At 67.6% G+C, this 15343-nt stretch carries 14 protein-coding genes; 9 read left to right on the top strand and 5 right to left on the bottom strand.

Features of this window, described 5'->3' with window-relative positions; all coding sequences use genetic code 11:
* Window positions 1-10 precede the first annotated feature (10 nt).
* From pyrG to FPY90_RS00405, 8 genes are all read left to right on the top strand, one after another.
* On the top strand, window positions 11-1699 hold the full coding sequence (gene pyrG / locus FPY90_RS00370; RefSeq protein WP_071216914.1) for a CTP synthase: 1689 nt from the start codon (window positions 11-13) through the stop codon (window positions 1697-1699).
* A gap of 4 nt (window positions 1700-1703) precedes the next feature.
* Window positions 1704-2369: an NUDIX domain-containing protein gene (locus FPY90_RS00375; protein ID WP_071216913.1), complete on the top strand. Its 666-nt coding sequence runs from the start codon at window positions 1704-1706 to the stop codon at window positions 2367-2369.
* An 18-nt stretch (window positions 2370-2387) separates the two neighbouring features.
* Window positions 2388-3563 carry a site-specific tyrosine recombinase XerD gene (gene xerD, locus FPY90_RS00380; protein ID WP_498683224.1) on the top strand — a complete coding sequence of 392 codons (1176 nt, stop codon included), beginning with the start codon at window positions 2388-2390 and terminating at the stop codon, window positions 3561-3563.
* Window positions 3564-3578: 15 nt separating this feature from the next.
* The gene (locus FPY90_RS00385) at window positions 3579-4136 is read left to right on the top strand and encodes an 8-oxo-dGTP diphosphatase (RefSeq protein WP_498683225.1); all 558 of its coding nucleotides are present in this window, start codon (window positions 3579-3581) and stop codon (window positions 4134-4136) included.
* Between the two features lie 56 nt (window positions 4137-4192).
* A complete protein-coding gene (locus tag FPY90_RS00390) occupies window positions 4193-4711 on the top strand; it encodes an RNA polymerase sigma factor (RefSeq protein ID WP_498683227.1) in 519 nt (172 codons plus the stop codon).
* Window positions 4698-6062 carry a hypothetical protein gene (locus FPY90_RS00395; RefSeq protein WP_498683228.1) on the top strand — a complete coding sequence of 455 codons (1365 nt, stop codon included), beginning with the start codon at window positions 4698-4700 and terminating at the stop codon, window positions 6060-6062. Before FPY90_RS00390 ends, FPY90_RS00395 begins: the two co-directional genes overlap by 14 nt.
* A 277-nt stretch (window positions 6063-6339) precedes the next feature.
* Window positions 6340-6858: an RNA polymerase sigma factor gene (locus FPY90_RS00400; RefSeq protein ID WP_071216910.1), complete on the top strand. Its 519-nt coding sequence runs from the start codon at window positions 6340-6342 to the stop codon at window positions 6856-6858.
* Window positions 6845-8227: a hypothetical protein gene (locus FPY90_RS00405; protein WP_498683231.1), complete on the top strand. Its 1383-nt coding sequence runs from the start codon at window positions 6845-6847 to the stop codon at window positions 8225-8227. The genes FPY90_RS00400 and FPY90_RS00405 overlap by 14 nt, the downstream gene beginning before the upstream one ends.
* Before the next feature lie 75 nt (window positions 8228-8302).
* On the opposite strand, the gene FPY90_RS00410 is transcribed toward FPY90_RS00405, so the two are convergent.
* The 4 genes from FPY90_RS00410 to FPY90_RS00425 are packed head-to-tail and all read right to left on the bottom strand — an operon-like array spanning window position 8303 to window position 12551.
* Window positions 8303-9442 (bottom strand): bifunctional 2-methylcitrate synthase/citrate synthase, encoded by a 1140-nt coding sequence (locus tag FPY90_RS00410; RefSeq protein WP_498683233.1) that lies wholly within the window; start codon window positions 9440-9442, stop codon window positions 8303-8305.
* Between the two features lie 16 nt (window positions 9443-9458).
* A complete protein-coding gene (gene prpB / locus FPY90_RS00415; protein WP_498683236.1) occupies window positions 9459-10388 on the bottom strand; it encodes a methylisocitrate lyase in 930 nt (309 codons plus the stop codon).
* Window positions 10389-11906, bottom strand: a complete 1518-nt coding sequence (locus FPY90_RS00420) for an MmgE/PrpD family protein (RefSeq protein ID WP_498683238.1) — start codon at window positions 11904-11906, stop codon at window positions 10389-10391.
* A complete protein-coding gene (locus tag FPY90_RS00425; RefSeq protein ID WP_071216905.1) occupies window positions 11907-12551 on the bottom strand; it encodes a GntR family transcriptional regulator in 645 nt (214 codons plus the stop codon).
* A 163-nt stretch (window positions 12552-12714) separates the two neighbouring features.
* Here FPY90_RS00425 and FPY90_RS00430 point away from each other — a divergent pair, with 163 nt between their 5' ends.
* Window positions 12715-14616, top strand: a complete 1902-nt coding sequence (locus tag FPY90_RS00430; RefSeq protein WP_498683241.1) for an AMP-binding protein — start codon at window positions 12715-12717, stop codon at window positions 14614-14616.
* A gap of 13 nt (window positions 14617-14629) precedes the next feature.
* On the opposite strand, the gene FPY90_RS00435 is transcribed toward FPY90_RS00430, so the two are convergent.
* Window positions 14630-15340, bottom strand: a complete 711-nt coding sequence (locus tag FPY90_RS00435) for a response regulator (RefSeq protein WP_498683242.1) — start codon at window positions 15338-15340, stop codon at window positions 14630-14632.
* Window positions 15341-15343: the final 3 nt, after the last annotated feature.

Here is a 15343-nt window from a genome sequence, read left to right on the forward strand (position 1 = left end):
GTAGAACCCCGTGGTGCAACGTAATCTTTCTCGTGATTCCCGGTCGTCTGAAACGACAAAGCATATCTTCGTCACTGGTGGCGTGGCCTCTTCCCTCGGAAAGGGACTGACGGCTTCCAGCCTCGGTCATCTTCTTCGGGCACGTGGGCTCTCCGTCACCATGCAGAAGCTAGACCCGTATCTCAATGTGGATCCGGGCACAATGAACCCCTTCCAGCATGGCGAAGTCTTTGTCACCGACGACGGCGCCGAAACCGATCTCGACATCGGTCACTACGAACGCTTCCTGGACGAAAACCTCACCGGAATGGCCAACGTGACCACCGGTCAGGTCTACTCCGAGGTCATCGAGAAGGAACGCCGCGGCGACTACCTCGGCGACACCGTGCAGGTCATCCCGCACATCACCGATGAGATCAAGCGCCGCATGCGCCTGCCGGCCACCGAGCCGGGCAAGGGCAAGAAGGCCCCCGACGTGATCATCACCGAAATCGGCGGCACCGTTGGCGACATCGAGTCCCAGCCGTTCCTCGAATCGGCCCGCCAGGTCCGCCAGGACATCGGCCGCAAGAACGTCTTCTTCGTCCACGTCTCGCTGGTGCCGTACATCGGCCCGAGCCAGGAACTGAAGACCAAGCCGACCCAGCACTCCGTGGCCGCGCTGCGCTCCATCGGCATCCAGCCGGACGCGCTGGTCATCCGCTCGGACCGGGACATCCCGGACGAGATGCGCGTGAAGATCGGCCGCACCTGCGACGTCGATCCGGAAGCGGTCATCAACTGCGCCGACGCCCCGAGCATCTACGACATCCCCGTCGTGCTGCACTCCCAGGGCCTTGACGCATACATCGTCCAGCACCTGGGCATGAAGTTCAAGGACGTGAACTGGTCCAAGTGGAACAAGCTGCTTGACGCGGTCCACAATCCCAAGCACCACCTGGAAATCGCGCTGGTCGGCAAGTACATCGACCTGCCCGACGCCTACCTCTCGGTCACCGAGGCCCTGCGTGCCGGCGGCTTCGCCAACAAGGCCAAGGTCCAGATCCGCTGGGTTCCCTCGGACGACTGCTCCACCGAGGCAGGCGCCAAGAAGGCACTGGCCGGCGTGGACGCGATCTGCGTGCCCGGAGGCTTCGGCATCCGCGGTTTGGACGGCAAGCTTGGCGCCCTGAAGTATGCCCGTGAAACCGGGCTGCCGACCCTGGGCCTGTGCCTGGGCCTGCAGTCGATGGTCATCGAGTACGCCCGCAACGTCGTGGGCCTGGTCGATGCCTCGAGCACCGAGTTCGAGCCGGACTCCAAGCACCCGGTCATCGCGACCATGCAGGAGCAGCTGGACATCGTCGACGGCAAGGGCGACCTGGGCGGCACCATGCGCCTGGGCCTCTACGACGCGACCCTCACCGAGGGCTCGGTCGTGGCTGCGACCTACGGCAAGACCGCGGTGGCCGAGCGCCACCGCCACCGCTACGAAGTCAATAACGCCTACCGCGAGCAGCTCGCGACGGCCGGGCTGGTCTTCTCCGGCACCTCGCCGGACGGCAAGCTGGTCGAGTTCGTGGAACTGCCCAAGGACGTACACCCGTACTACGTCTCCACGCAGGCCCACCCGGAGCTCTCCAGCCGCCCGACCCGCCCGCACCCGCTCTTCGCCGGGCTGGTCAAGGCCGGGCTGGAACACCAGAAGGCCGGCAAGTAGCATCATGGCCATGACAGACGGCGAGGCGCTGGGCGATACGTTCAGCCCTCGCCGCCTGCTTTCGTCCGAGACCGTCTACGACGGACGCATCTGGGACGTTGTGCAGGACACCTTTGAATTTGCGCCCGACACGGCGCCCCTGGTCCGCGACTACATCGACCACCCCGGCGCCGTCGCGGTGCTCGTGCTCAACGACGCCGACGAAGTGCTGATGATCAACCAGTACCGCCACCCGGTGCGCATGAACCTATGGGAAATCCCAGCCGGGCTGATGGACATCGACGGCGAGGCCCCGCACCTGGCCGCAGCCCGCGAACTGGCCGAGGAAGCGGACCTGGTCGCCGCCGACTGGGCAGTGCTGGTCGACCTCTTCCTTTCCCCGGGTTCCTCGTCCGAGGCGATCCGCATCTACCTGGCCCGCAATGCGAGCCCGGTCCCGGAGCACGAACGCCACGAACGCACCGACGAGGAAGCCGACATGGCCCTCGCCTGGGTTCCGCTGGACGAGGCCGTCGCCGGTGTCCTGGCCGGACGGATCCACAACCCATCCGCAGTGGCCGGCCTGCTGGCAGCCGCCGCGGCACGCACCGGAGGCTACGCCTCGCTGCGCCCGGTCGATGTCCCGTTCGAGGCCCACCCGCGCCTGCGCTCCGCCGAGCCACGGCTCTAAAGGGGCACGGAAAAGAACATGCACACAGGAGCCGACGACGCCACCATGCGCCTTGCGGTGGTTCCCGAGACGGTTTCGCTGCCCCGCCCGGGCGTGGCACCGACGGTGCGCATCAGCCCCGTCGATTCGACCCTCCGGCTGGAAACGGTTCCGGACCCGGTTTCGGTTCCCGACCCGGCCCCGGTTCCCGACCCGGCCCCGGTTCCCGACCCGGCCCCGGTTCCCGACCCGGTCCCGCAGCCAGGGCCGGATCCGACGGAACTGCCCATCGGCAAGCACCTGGCCAGCTACCTGCAGCACCTGGCCGTCGAACGCGGCATGGCGCGGAACACCGTCAGCGCCTACCGACGCGACCTGTACCGCTACGCGGCCTACCTGCATGGCCAGGACGTGCATACCCCGGACCAGGTGACCCTGGGACACCTGACCTCGTTCGCCCAGGCCGTGCGCGACGGAGCCGACGGTGCCGCACCGCTGAGCGCCCGCTCGGCCGCACGCACCATTGTCGCGGTGCGCGGCGTGCACAAGTTCTGGGAACTCGAAGGCCTGGCGCCCACCAACCCCGCCGTGGACCTGCACCCGCCGCAGGCCGGGCGCCGCCTGCCCAAGGCCATCTCCGTCGCTGAGGTCACCGCGATCCTTGACTCGGTCTCCATCGAGACCTCCGCCGGCCTGCGCGACAAGGCCATCCTGGAATTCCTGTACTCCACCGGAGCCCGTATCTCCGAGGCCGTCGGCCTGGACGTCGATGACCTGCACCTGGAACGCCCCGCCAGCGGACCGGCTGTGGTGCGGCTCTTCGGCAAGGGCTCCAAGGAACGGATCGTGCCGCTGGGCTCGTACGCGATCGATGCCCTGAACGCCTACCTGGTCCGCGGACGACCCGAACTGGTCGCCAAGGGCAAGGGCACCGCCGCGCTCTTCCTGAACCAACGCGGCGGTCGTCTCTCGCGCCAATCCGCCTGGACGGTGCTCACCAAGGCCGCCGAGCGCGCCGGCATCGAACAAGACGTTTCCCCGCACACCCTGCGCCACTCCTTCGCCACGCACCTGCTCGAGGGCGGGGCCGACGTGCGCGTGGTCCAGGAATTGCTGGGGCACGCCTCCGTCACCACCACGCAGGTCTACACGCTGGTCACGGCCGACACCCTGCGCGAAATCTACGCCGCAGCCCACCCGCGCGCGAACCTCTAAGGAAGCACCCCCACCATGGCACAGAGCTTTGCGGCAACACCCACCCAAGTCGTCCTGTGCCTGCCGATCCTGCGCGGGCTGACCGGCACCCAGGTGCTGCTGGGCCACAAGCAACGCGGCTTCGGTGCCGGACGCGTCGTGGCCCCTGGCGGGAAGATCGAGCCGGGGGAGAGCCCCGAGAATGCCGCGGTGCGCGAGCTCTTCGAGGAAACCGCGCTCGTCGCGCAGAGCTCTTCCTTGGAACCCGCGGCGCGGGTCTTCTTCCGCTTTCCCGCCAAGCCGGCCGCCGACATGGACTGCACCGTCTTCCTCACCTCCGCCTTTGCCGGCATGGCCGCCGCCTCGGAGGAACTGGTCCCGGCCTGGTACCCGGTGGGACACCTGCCGCTGGCGCGGATGTGGGACGACTCGGCAATGTGGCTCGGACGACTGCTGGCCGGGGAACGCTTCGACGCCCTGGTGGTGCTGGACGCAGACAACGAATCGGTGGCCCGCTTTTCCACCGTGGACTGGGCGGATAGAAGAATTCCTGCAACAACTGCAACCGAAGCCGGATTTCCGGACATTACATAGCCAACAAGGGCCCGCAGCTGCGGGGCCCACGGCCGGGCACAGGGGGAGGGGCGTCGGTGGAAACACAGGCTTCAGCGGCCGTGGAGGAATTGCACCGCCTGCATTCGAAGAACGTCTACCGGTATGTCTACCGCCGGCTCCTGGACGTCGAGGTCGCCCGGCAAATCACCAACGACGCCTTCCGGCTGGCCTGGCAACGCGGCATCACGCCCGGCGGCGATGCACTTCCGTGGCTGTTGGTGACGGCCCGGAACCTTGTCGGCAACGAGTTGCGCTCCATGGGCCGGGAAAAGAACCTCGTGCTGAAGGCCGCAGCCGCCCGGCTCGCCGAGCGCAGCGGCCGCGATTCCGGACTGGACGAACAGGTGCACGAGGTCCTGGACGCGCTGCGTGCCAAGGACCGCGAGGTGCTCATCCTCGCCTACTGGGATGCGCTGCCGATTGCCGAGATCGCCGCGGTGCTGGAATGCTCGCACGAATCGGCGAAATCGCGGCTGTTCCGGGCCCGCAAGGCCTTTGAACGCAAGGCACCAACAAGCATGTTGAAGGGTGGCAGCTCTCATGGACAACATTGAGAAGCTCATTTCCGGGATCGACCCGGCCGAGCGCGACAACATCGACGATCCCGGTCCGCTGCAACTCCAAGATCCCGTCCCGGTCTTCAGCCAGCGGCCCGTACAGGTGGATCCGGGAAAATCCGGGGGAAAATGGCGGATCATCGCGGCAGGAATGGCCATCGCCGCTGCGGCCGCCGGACTCGTCGTCTGGGCGCCCTGGCAGGCCCCGACGGGAACCGGCCCGGCCTCGCCCACGCTTCCGACCACGGGAGATCCCACCACCGGTCCCTCGCCCAGCTCATCCGCGGATGGATCGGCGCTGCCGCGCATCGATTACGGGCTGCCCAACTTCCTGGTTCCGGCCAGCCAGGACGTCTACTTCCAGGACTCGGCCGCCTGCAACGCCCTTGACCTGCGGACCCTGGACCTCGTGGACGCCAATGGAATCCGGACCAAACTGCCTGACAACGCCAACGCGTACCCCGTGATCGGCTGCGTCGATTCCCTGGCGACGATCCTGCGGTCGGACCTGGCCGAGGCCGGCAACCCCACCGGTGACGGTTCCGGCATTTGGCTAGCCCGCTGGAAGGACGGAACCTGGAGCATCAGCGCAGACGACGACACGGGCATCAACGTCGTTGGCAGCATGCCCTTCTTCACCAACCCCCGGCTGCGGGCGCTGGACAATCCATCCGATCCCATCCTCAAGCCCGAACAACTGCGAAAGCTCAAGGTCCTGGGACTTGACGGCACCAGCCTGGGCAGGCTTCTGGGACCCGACGTGCCGTCGTGGATGGACGCGAAACCAACGGAGGAAAGCCACGCCTTCGGCAACGAATTGCTGAGGATGGACCAGCCCGCGTGGGAAGAACGCGAGTGGAAGATGGATGAGATCGGCACTCCCATCAACGATCCAATGGCCGGACCCAACGACGTGGACAGGTACGACCTGGTCTTCTACGACCTCCGGGGAAAGAAGGTATTCAGCCTGACGAGCATGAGAAAGGGCGCCGAGCAGGAGCCCACGGACTGTGCCGATCCGGGACCCACCTACAAACTTGATGGCGAATCACCCAGCAGCGTGGTTGCGGATGCGGGGCCGCTGAAGCTGGCCCTGAGCACGGTCACGGAAGCCGATGGAAGCCGCTACTCGGTGGTCGGGCTCTATCCCGCGGACCTCCCGTCCACGGGGAGGGCCTGCGATGTGCGCTTCGGCGTTGACATCGGGGAACGCACCTTGATGCTCACCCATTGGAACGACCCCATGGGTTTCAAGAACCAAGGTGAAATCAACGCGTACCTGGGCTCGGGTGAATACACCCAGGCCAAGGCGGTGGCCAAGTCCCTGGTCATCCAAGACCTGGGGTAGGTCCGCCACTCCACTCACCCGGCAGGCCGGTCGGCCGGCCTCGGCAGGGCGGCACCGACCTCGGCGCCGGCCGCATCCGGGCCTTGCCAATGGGCCCTGCAACGGTACGCTCGGTCATGTCGGCATCTCCCGCGCCCCGCTTCCTAGCCTGCACCTCGCTATGTGAAGGATTTTCCGCAGTCCGCGTCACCTACGCCGACGTCCCGGACATTACCTAGGCAAGAGGACGTACCCGAGCGAAGGAGGGGTCGTCGCAAGGAGCAGGAGGGGGAAACCCATGGGAGCGAAGACCGCCTCGCATGTGGAAGAGCTGCACCGCCAGCACTCCGGACGCGTGTACGGCTACGTTTTCCGGCGGCTGCGCGATGTGCCATCGGCCCAATCAATCACCAACGACGTCTTCCGGATCGCCTGGCAGCAGCAGAAAGAACCGGATGACGACGCGCTGGCGTGGCTGCTGGTCACTGCACGGAACCTCGTGGCGAACGAGTTGCGCGCCCAACAGCGCCAGCGCGGCCTGGTGGACAAGCTGGGCCGGGCCGAGCTTTCCCGCAGGCCCGCCGAACCGGACGGCACCAGCCAGGCGGTCCGCGAGGTGCTGGCCACGCTGCGCGAGGCGGAACGCGAGATACTCATGCTCGCTTACTGGGACTTGCTGTCCCTGGCCGAAATTTCCGCCATCCTGGGCTGTTCCGCCGACTCGGCGAAATCCCGGCTCTTCAGGGCCCGCAAGGCCTTCTCCCGCAGGTCCCCGAACCAGATATTGAAGGGTGGAACCGACAATGGACAACATTGAACAGCTTCTTCGCGACGCCGACCCCCGCGCTTCACGTGACTCCGGCGGACCGCTTCCTCTTGACCTCTCGGACCCGGCACCGGTGTTCATCCAACGCCCGGTGGCCGAGCCCCCGAAGGAACCCAGGCACTGGTTGCCGGTGGCCCTGGGCGCGATGGCCACGGCCGCGGCAGTTGCGGCGGTCGTGGTGTGGGCGCCCTGGAACGCCCCGGTGCCCGACCCTCTGCCCGCGAACCCGCCCACGCAAACAACCACGGTTCCCGAACCCTCGGAGTCCGGCACCGCGGACCCGACGGGCACGCCGGATCCCACCGGCGCAGCCGACCCCGAATCCTGGCCCAACGGGCTGTTCCCGGCCTGGGACGGCACCCACTTCGCCGACGACGCGGCCTGCCGCGCGCTGTCCGTGCCCGAGATCATGGTTGCGGACGCCAAGGGAAAGCTCTCGGACCCCGGATACGACGCAAAGGCCTTCTCGCTCATCGGCTGCCTGGAGGGCTACGCGGCTTTCACCCCGACGGACCAGTTCCGCGTCGAACAAAACATCGACGACACCTCCGGCGGCATGCTGCTGGCCACCTGGAACCCGGAGTCTGGCCAGTGGGTCAGCTCTCCGTCGGAGATCGGGGACGACGGCGTGGAAGTGCAGCCCGAGTACTTGTCCTGGCCAATGCTGCGCGGCTACACCTACGAACCGGAGGAAACCCCCGCCGAGCGCATGGACCGGGCCATCAAGCACCTGGGCATCGACGAGCAGCTCGCCGCGAAGCTCTTCGGCCCCAACGAGCCCTCGTGGATGCAGCCCGAATCCGATGCCGCCCCCGTGGCCTACTCCAACTCGGTGCTGGAGCTCTCGCACCCGGGTTGGACCAGGCGCGAATCCATGCGCGGGGCCGGCGGCAAGGTCCTGGACCCGGCCACCACGGATCCGAAGGACGCCGCCACCTACCAGCTGATGTTCTTCGACGCGCACGGCAAGGCCGTCTTCAACCTGGGCCTGTTCCCCGACGACCGGGCCGGGGACGCGGCGGACGACACCTGCAACGACCCGTCGGCCACCTACGTGCTGCACGGCTTGGCTCCCACCTCGGTGGTGGTCGACGAGGGGAAGCTGGCCCTGGGGCTGGTGACGGAGACCGATGTCTTTGGCATCGAGCGCTCCACCGTCTCGCTGGTTGAGGCCGGCAGCCCCGCGCAGGGCAAGATGTGCGACCTGGCCACCGCCTTCCACCACGGCGGGAAGATGGTCCAGGCGGACGCCTGGACCGGGTACCTCGGATTCATGGACGCGGCCGAGCGCAACACCTACCTGGAATCGACCGAATACCAACGGGCCATGGAGGTGGCAGCGTCGCTGCGGCTGAAGTAGCCCACGGCCGGGACACAAAAAACGGAGGGTGCCGGGACCACGTGGTCCCGGCACCCTCAGTGTGCGGCTGCGAGCTTACAGCGCGCGTTGCTCCGGCCCGTTGTAGGCCGACAGCGGGCGGATCAGCGCGTTGGAGGCGCGCTGTTCGGCGATGTGCGCGGTCCATCCGACAATGCGCGAGGCAATGAAGATGGGTGTGAACATGTCGGTGTCGAAGCCCATCAGGTGGTACGTCGGTCCCGCCGGGTAGTCGAGGTTCGGCTTGATGGCCTTGGCCTCGTCCATGGCGGCCTCCAGCCCGTCGTACAGGCCCAGCAGCTCGCCGCGGTCGTAGTACGCGACCATCTTGTCCAACGCGGCCTTCATGGTCGGAACCCGGGAGTCGCCGTGCTTGTAGACGCGGTGCCCGAAGCCCATGACCTTCTTCTTGGCCGCCAGGGCCTGCTCCATCCAGGCCTTGGCGCGCGCGGCGGCGTCCTCGCGGGATTCGTTCTTGTCGATCCCGATCTCCTGGAAGGTGTGCATGACGGCCTCGTTGGCCCCGCCGTGCAACGGGCCCTTCAGTGCACCGATGGCGGCCGTGACGGCCGAGTGCAGGTCCGAGAGCGTGGAGGTCACCACGCGTGCGGTGAACGTGGAGGCGTTGAAGGAGTGCTCCGCGTAGAGCACCATGGACACGCGGAACGCGTCGACCACCTCGGGGGCGGCCTCCTCGCCGAAGGTCATCCACAGGAAGTTCTGCGAGTAATCCAGGTCCTCGCGCGGCTCCACGACGCCCAGGCCGCGGCGGCGGCGCTGGTCGTAGGCGACAACCGCCGGGAACGCGGCAAAGAGCTCCTTGGCCTTGATGAACTCGGCCTCCGGGGAGGAATCCCCGGCCAGGGCGTGGTTGGCGCCGATGACGGAGACCGCGGTGCGGCCCACGTCCATCGGGTGGCAATCCAGCGGCAGCAGGTCGATGGCGGCCTTGACGTTGGCGGCCAGGGCGCGCCCGGCGCGCTCGGCGGCCACGAAGTCGGTGAGCTCGATTTCGCTGGGCAGCTCGCCGGTCCAGAGCAGCAGGGCAACTTCTTCGAAGCTCTTGGACGCGGCCAGGTCCTGGACGGGGTATCCGCGGTACAGCAGCGAATTCGTGTCCGGGTTGACCTTGGAAACGGCCGTGTAGTCGACAACGACCCCGGCCAGGCCCTTCTTGATCTCTGTTGTTTCAGTCATCGCTCGCTCCTGTTTCCTACAGATTCGCGTTGTTTGAGTGGATATCCAGGTCCGGGACCTGGAAATTGAAGATCCCGGTGTCAAAGCGGTTGTACGCCTCGTAATCAACCAGCTCGTACAGACGAGCACGCGTCAACATTGAATCTACCCGAGACTCCTGGGTTCCGTGGGCAGCAATCGCGTCCAGGACGCGCTCGGCCTCGCCCATGGCGCTGCGCAGCAGGGTCACCGGGTAGATCACCATGGCCACGCCGGTGGCGGCCAGCTGTTCGCGAGTGAAAAGTTCGGACTTGCCGAACTCCGTCATGTTCGCCAGCACCGGGACATCCACGGCCGCGCACACCGCCTCGAATTCGGACAGGTCCTTCATGGCCTCGGGGAAGATGGCATCGGCGCCGGCATCCACCAGGGCCTTGGCCCGGTTGACAACGGCACCCAAGCCCTCGACGCCGCGCACGTCGGTGCGGGCCATGATCAGGAAGTTCGGATCGCGCCGCGCGTCGGCGGCGGCGGCAATGCGCTTGACCATGGTGTCCAGGTCCACGACGTTCTTGCCGTCCAGGTGGCCGCAGCGCTTGGGGTTGAACTGGTCCTCGATGTGGCAACCGGCCAGGCCAGCGTGCTCGAGTTCCTGGATGGTGCGGGCCACGTTCATGGGCTCGCCGAAGCCGGTGTCGGCATCGACCAGGGCCGGCAGGTCCGTCATCCGGGCAATCTGCCCGGCACGTGTGGCGACCTCGGTGAGCGTGGTCAGCCCGATGTCCGGCAATCCCAGGTCGTTGGCCAGCACGGCGCCGGAGATGTAGACGCCGTCGAAGCCCTTTTCCGCGATCATCCGGGCCGAAAGCGGGTTGAAGGCCCCCGGGAACTGCCGCGCGGTTCCCGGCACGAGCATCTCACGCAGGGCCGCGCGCTTCTGCTCGGGGGTGGTGGTCGAGTACAACATCTAGAACAGTCCCTTCGGGGCGGCGGCGAGGTCGATGACGCCCGGTGCCGCAACGATGTTCAGCTGGTCCAGTTCGCCGGCACCCAGCTTCTCCAGGTTCTCGGCCGCGGCGATGAAGCGGTCGATTTCGTCCGCCTCCACCAGGCCGGCGGCCAGGGTGCGGAACTTGTTGATGTACTGCTCGCGGGCGAACGGGCGCGCGCCGAGCGGGTGCGCGTCGGCCACGGCGATCTGGTCGGTGACCACGGTGCCGTCGGTCAGGGTGATGACGACCGTGCCGCCGAAGGCCTTTTCGCTGATGTCCAGCGAGTGGTAGCGGCGGGTCCACTCCGCGTCTTCCTCGGTGGTGACCTTGTTCCACAGCTCGACCGTGTCGGGCCGGCCGGCCCGTTCCGGGGAGTAGGAATCGACGTGGTGCCAGGAGCCGTCCTGCAGGGCCACGGCGAAGATGTACGGGATCGAGTGGTCCAGGGTCTCGCGCGAGGCGGTCGGGTCGTACTTCTGTGGGTCGTTGGCGCCCGAGCCGATCACGTAGTGCGTGTGGTGGGAGGTCTTGATCAGGATCGAGGCGACGTTCTTCGGGTCGGTGGCTTCGGGATGTTCGCGGTTGAGCTTGCGGGCCAGGTCGATCCAGGCCTGCGCCTGGTACTCGGCCGAGTGCTCCTTGGTGTAGGTGTCAAGGATCGCGCGCTTGGCCTCGCCTGACGCGGGCAGCGGCACGGTGTAGGCGGCGTCCTTGCCATCGAGCATCCAAGCGATGACGCCGTCCTCGCCCTCGTAGATCGGCACCGGGGAGGTCTGGCCGCGCATCGCGCGGTCCGCCGCCTCCACGGCCATCTTGCCGGCGAAGGCCGGGGCGTGGGCCTTCCAGGTGGAGATCTCGCCCTTGCGCGACTGGCGGGTGGCGGTGGTGGTGTGCAGGCCCTGGCCAACGGCCTGGAAGATGGTCTCGACATCAAGTCCCAGCAGGGTGCCGATGCCGGCGGAGGCCGAGGGGCCCAGGTGCGCGACGTGGTCGATCTTGTGCTCGTGCAGGCAGATGGACTTGACCAGGTCGACCTGGATCTCGTATCCGGTGGCGATCCCGCGGATCAGGTCCTTGCCCGATGCACCGGTGTGCTGGGCGACGGCCAGGATCGGCGGGATGTTGTCGCCCGGGTGGGAATACTCCGCGGCCAGGAAGGTGTCGTGGTAGTCGAGCTCGCGCACCGCCACGCCGTTGGCCCAGGCCGCCCACTCGGGGGAGACCTTCTCGGAAATCCCGAAGACCGAGGCACCCTTGCCGCCGGTGGACGGGGCGTGGGTCAGGGCCTGGGCGCGAGCCGCAACGATCGGGCCGCGGTTCAGCGAGGCGATGGCCACCGAGGCGTTGTCGATGACGCGGTTGATGATCATCTCGGTGACCTCGGCCGGGACCTCGACGGGGTCGGCGGCGACCACGGCGATCTTGTGCGCAAGCTGGTCCTCGTGGGCCAGGTTTTCCTCGCTGCGGTACACGCGTACTGGGTGGTTGATCATTTAGGTGTCCTCTCGGGTGCCGGAATGGGCTTTGATGTGTTCAAGGCTGTGGTGCAGGTGCAACTGGGTGGCCGCTGCGGCGATGTCGGGGTTTCGGGCGGCGATGCCCTCGGCGATCGCTGCGTGCTCGAGCGCCGAGACGGCCAGGCGTGCGGGGTCGTCCTGGGCCAGGCGGCGGACTCGGGCCAGGTGCACGCGCAGGGAGCGCAACGACTGCTGGATGTAGGGATTGGCCACCGCGGCGTCGATGCGGCCATCGAGCTCGGCGGCCAGGTGGTAGAAGGATTCCCGGGATTCCGGATCGGCGCCCTTCCCTGCCTCGAGGAAGCGGGTGCGCAGCTCGGTGAAAACCGCCGGGTCCGCGCGGCGTGCGGCAATGCGGGCGGATTCGATCTCCAAGGCGCGGCGCAGGGCGAAGAGGTCATCGACGTGTTCGAGCGAGACGTCCGAGACGACGGCGCCGCGTCCGCGCTGCTGCACGGCCAGCCCGTCGGCCACGAGCCGCGCCAGGGCCTCGCGCAGCGGGGTCCGTGAGACGCCCAGGCGTTCGGCCTGCTCGACCTCGCCCAGCACGGCACCGGGACGCAACCGCCATTCGACGATGTCCGTCCGCAGCTCCTCGTAGGCCTTGTCGCTTGCTCTCATGACATCAACTGTATACAGAAATTGCCAAATGTCACGTCCCCATCGGAAGAATGCGGTCAAAATTTCGTTCTATGTATACATGACCCTTGAAATTCCGTGGCTCTGGTCATAAGCTCGACTCCACCCGAACACCCCCCCAGACCCGAACGGATGGACGGTTCGCATGGCACTTTCCTACGCGCAGACCTTTGCCGAATCCACCAGCGACCCGGCGGCCTTCTGGCTCAAGGCCGCTACCTCAATCGACTGGGAACGGGAGCCGGCCACCGGGCTCGATTCCAGCCGCGCCCCGATCAACGCCTGGTTCCCCGACGGGATGCTCAATGTCTGCCACAACGCGCTGGACCGCCACGTCGCCGCCGGCCGCGGGGACGCCACCGCCCTGGTCTACGACTCCGCGGTCCTGGGCATCCAGGAAACCTACAGCTATGCCGACTTGCTGGATCGGGTCGCGCGCTTCGCCGGCGCACTGCGCGACCAGGGGATCGGGGCCGGGGACCGGGTCCTGATCTACCTGCCGATGATCCCGCAGGCCCACATCGCGATGCTCGCCTGCGCACGGCTCGGGGCCATCCACTCGGTGGTCTTCGGCGGCTTCGCGCCCAAGGAACTGGCCGCCCGCATCGACGACGCGACCCCGGTTGCCATCATCACCGCCACCGGCGGCATCGAGCCTTCGCGCCGCATCGAATACCTGCCGGCCGTCAACGAAGCCATCGCCATGGCCACGCACCAGATCCGCACCGTCATCGTCGCCCACCGCGACGGCTTCGAGCACTCGCTGGCCGAGTTCGCCGGGACGGGCACCGCCTGGCACGACTGGGACGAGCTCGTCTCCGAGTCCGCCGCCGCGGCGGCGGTCCCGGTGCCCTCGACCCACCCGCTGTACATCCTGTACACCTCCGGGACCACCGGATCACCCAAGGGCGTGGTGCGGGACTCGGGAGGCTACGCGGTGGCCATGGACTACTCGATGCGCACCGTCTACGGGGTGGGGCCCGGCTCCACCATGCTCACCGCCTCGGACGTGGGCTGGGTCGTGGGCCACTCCTACATCGTCTACGGGCCGCTGATCGCCGGCGCCACCACGGTGCTCTACGAGGGCAAGCCCGTGGGCACCCCCGACGCCGGGGCCTTCTGGCGGCTCATCGAGGACCACCAGGTCGACACTTTCTTCACCGCCCCCACCGCGCTGCGGGCCATCCGCAAGGCCGACCCGGAAGCGGCGCTGCTGGCCGGGCACGACATCTCTTCCCTGCGCAACTTCTTCGTCGCCGGTGAACGCCTGGACCCGGACACCTACGCCTGGGCGCGGGAGAAGCTCGGGGTGCCGGTGATCGACAACTGGTGGCAGACCGAGACCGGGTGGCCCATCGCCTCGAACTGCGTGGGCCTGGAAACCCTCGAGCCCAAGGCCGGTTCGCCCACGGTCCCGGTGCCCGGCTACGACGTGCGGATCCTCGACGGGCTCGGCGTCGAGCTGGGGCCGGGCGAGGAAGGGAACATCGCCATCAAGCTGCCGCTGCCCCCGGGCACCCTGGCCACGCTCTGGGGCAACGACGAGCGCTTCATCACCACCTACCTCGAGCAGTTCCCCGGCCACTACGCCACCGGGGACTCCGGGTACCTGGACGAGGACGGCTACCTCTTTGTCATGGGACGGACCGACGACGTCATCAACGTCTCGGGCCACCGGCTGTCCACCGGCGCCATGGAACAGGTGCTCGGCTCCCACCCGGCGGTGGCCGAATGCGCCGTGATCGGCGTGGCGGACGAGCTCAAGGGCCAGCGCCCCAGCGGCTACGTGGTGCTCAAGAGCGGGGCGGCGATCTCCGAGGAGCAGCTGCGCGGCGAGCTGGTGTCCATGGTGCGCGCGCACATCGGGCCGGTCGCGGACTTCCGCGAGGTGCGCATCGTGGCGGCGCTGCCCAAGACCCGCTCGGGCAAGATCCTGCGCAAGACCATGCGGCAGATTGCCGACGGCAAGCCGTACGCGGTGCCCTCCACCATCGAGGACCCGGGCGTCATCGAGGACCTGCTCCCGTTCCTTCGCCCCACGGGATGAACCGGAAGCGTTCCTAGCCTTCCCGGCGCCAGCGGTACTCGTACTCGGGCCGGCCACGGGTCCCATGGCGCGGGGCCTTGGCCGCGTCCCCGGTGTCCGCCAGGTGCTCCAGGTAGCGCCTCGCGGTGACCCGGGACAGATCCAGCAGCTCGGAGACCTCGGTGGCCGAGAGCGCGGCGCTCGCCGAGCGCAGCGCCTCCGAGATCGAGCCGAGGGTCTCGGTGATCAACCCCTTGGGCAGGGGAGCGGGGCCCACCGAGCGCAACGCCGCAAATGCGTTGTCGATCGATGACTGGGATGCGGCTTGCCCCGAGTTTCCCAGGTTGAAGCGGAACTGCCGGTAGTTCTCCAGCTTCTCGGCAAAAGCCGCGAAGCCGAAGGGCTTGATCAGGTACTGGGTCACCCCGGCGGAAATCGCGGTGCGCACCACGTTCAGGTCCCGGATCGCGGTGATGGCGATGATGTCCACGGTGTTCCCGCGCCCGCGCACCCTCCGGGCCACGTCCAGGCCGTGCAGGTCAGGCAGGTTCATGTCCAGCAGCACCAGGTCGATCGGGGTGCCCGCCTCCTGCGCCGCATCCAGGGCCGCGAAGACCTCGTTGCCGCTGTGCGCGATCGACTGCACGCTGAAGCCCGGCACGCGGGCCACGAACTTCGCGTGTGCGGCGGCGGTGGTGGGCTCGTCGTCCACGACCAGGACGCGGAGGCTTCTGTGCGTATCCATGGA

Origin of the sequence: Arthrobacter sp. C2 (assembly GCA_024207135.1) — a bacterium.
GTDB lineage: Bacteria > Actinomycetota > Actinomycetes > Actinomycetales > Micrococcaceae > Paeniglutamicibacter.

Excerpts from the sequence above, each read along its gene's own strand:
- FPY90_RS00375 (WP_071216913.1), top strand. The coding sequence starts at position 1,704 with ATGGCCATGACAGACGGCGAGGCGCTGGGCGATACGTTCAGCCCTCGC.
- xerD (WP_498683224.1), top strand. The coding sequence starts at position 2,388 with ATGCACACAGGAGCCGACGACGCCACCATGCGCCTTGCGGTGGTTCCC.
- FPY90_RS00385 (WP_498683225.1), top strand. The coding sequence starts at position 3,579 with ATGGCACAGAGCTTTGCGGCAACACCCACCCAAGTCGTCCTGTGCCTG.
- FPY90_RS00395 (WP_498683228.1), top strand. The coding sequence starts at position 4,698 with ATGGACAACATTGAGAAGCTCATTTCCGGGATCGACCCGGCCGAGCGC.
- FPY90_RS00400 (WP_071216910.1), top strand. The coding sequence starts at position 6,340 with ATGGGAGCGAAGACCGCCTCGCATGTGGAAGAGCTGCACCGCCAGCAC.
- FPY90_RS00405 (WP_498683231.1), top strand. The coding sequence starts at position 6,845 with ATGGACAACATTGAACAGCTTCTTCGCGACGCCGACCCCCGCGCTTCA.
- FPY90_RS00410 (WP_498683233.1), bottom strand. The coding sequence starts at position 9,442 with ATGACTGAAACAACAGAGATCAAGAAGGGCCTGGCCGGGGTCGTTGTC.
- prpB (WP_498683236.1), bottom strand. The coding sequence starts at position 10,388 with ATGTTGTACTCGACCACCACCCCCGAGCAGAAGCGCGCGGCCCTGCGT.
- FPY90_RS00420 (WP_498683238.1), bottom strand. The coding sequence starts at position 11,906 with ATGATCAACCACCCAGTACGCGTGTACCGCAGCGAGGAAAACCTGGCC.
- FPY90_RS00425 (WP_071216905.1), bottom strand. The coding sequence starts at position 12,551 with ATGAGAGCAAGCGACAAGGCCTACGAGGAGCTGCGGACGGACATCGTC.
- FPY90_RS00430 (WP_498683241.1), top strand. The coding sequence starts at position 12,715 with ATGGCACTTTCCTACGCGCAGACCTTTGCCGAATCCACCAGCGACCCG.
- FPY90_RS00435 (WP_498683242.1), bottom strand. The coding sequence starts at position 15,340 with ATGGATACGCACAGAAGCCTCCGCGTCCTGGTCGTGGACGACGAGCCC.